Here is a 1,050-nt window from a genome sequence, read left to right on the forward strand (position 1 = left end):
ATGGGCACGCCGGCCATTTTGACCGGCCCGGCGACAGGGTGGTCTGTTTCGACGATCATTTCGCGGAAGATGATCTGCGGGTCGGCGACGACTTTGTCGATGGGGTTGATGGGGCCGCAGGGGATGCCGGCGGCTTCGAGGTCGACGATCCATTCGGCTGTGGTTTTGCCCTGGAAGGCGGTGTTGAGGAAGGTGTAGAGGTCTTTGAAGTTCTGGGTGCGCAGCGCGTTGCTCTTGAAGCGCTCGTCGGCCTTGAGCTCGGGCTTGCCGATGATGTCGCACAGTTTTTCCCACAGCCGGTCGTTGCCGGCGCCGACGATGATGGCGCCGTCTTTGGATTTGAAGGCGTCGAAGGGGGTGATGGAGGGGTGGCGGGTGCCGAGGGGTTTGGGGGCGGAGCCGGAGACGAAGTAGCGGGCGATGGCGTTTTCGAGGACGGCCACCTGGCAGTCGAGCATGGAGACGTCGATTTTTTGCCCTTCGCCGGTCATGGTGCGGTGGTGGAGGGCCATGAGGACGCCGATGGCGGTGAAGAGGCCGGCGATGATGTCGCCGATGGAGGCGCCGACGCGCACGGGCTCGCCGCCTTCGGGGCCGGTGATGCTCATGATGCCGCCCATGGCCTGGGCGAGGATATCGTAGCCGGGCTTGAGGCTGTAGGGGCCGGTGTGGCCGAAGCCGGAGCAGGCGCCGTAGATGATTTGGGGGTTGATTTTTTTGAGTTCGTCGTAGCCGAGGCCGAATTTTTCCATGGTGCCGGGACGGTAGTTTTCGAGGACGATGTCGGCTTTTTTGACCATTTCTTTGAAGAGGTCGCGGGCTTCCTGTTCTTTGAGGTTGAGGGTCATGGAGCGCTTGTTGCGGTTGAGGCTCATGAAGTAGGCGCTTTCTTTGCCGACGAAGGGGCCGAAGGCGCGGGAGTCGTCGCCTTCGCCGGGGGATTCGATTTTGACGACGTTGCAGCCGTAGTCGGCCAGAACCATGCCGCAGTAGGGGCCGGCGAGGACACGCGTGAGATCGAGGACGACGATGTCTTTAAGCGGTTTCATG

The 1,050-nt window shown here is 62.0% G+C and carries 1 protein-coding gene; it reads right to left on the bottom strand.

Features of this window, described 5'->3' with window-relative positions; all coding sequences use genetic code 11:
• Positions 1–1,050, bottom strand: a 1,050-nt coding sequence (locus tag RIN56_20680; protein ID MDR7869209.1) for a CoA transferase, incomplete at both ends; no start/stop codon positions are given.

This window comes from Sporomusaceae bacterium (assembly GCA_031460455.1).
GTDB lineage: Bacteria > Bacillota > Negativicutes > Sporomusales > UBA7701 > Anaeroselena.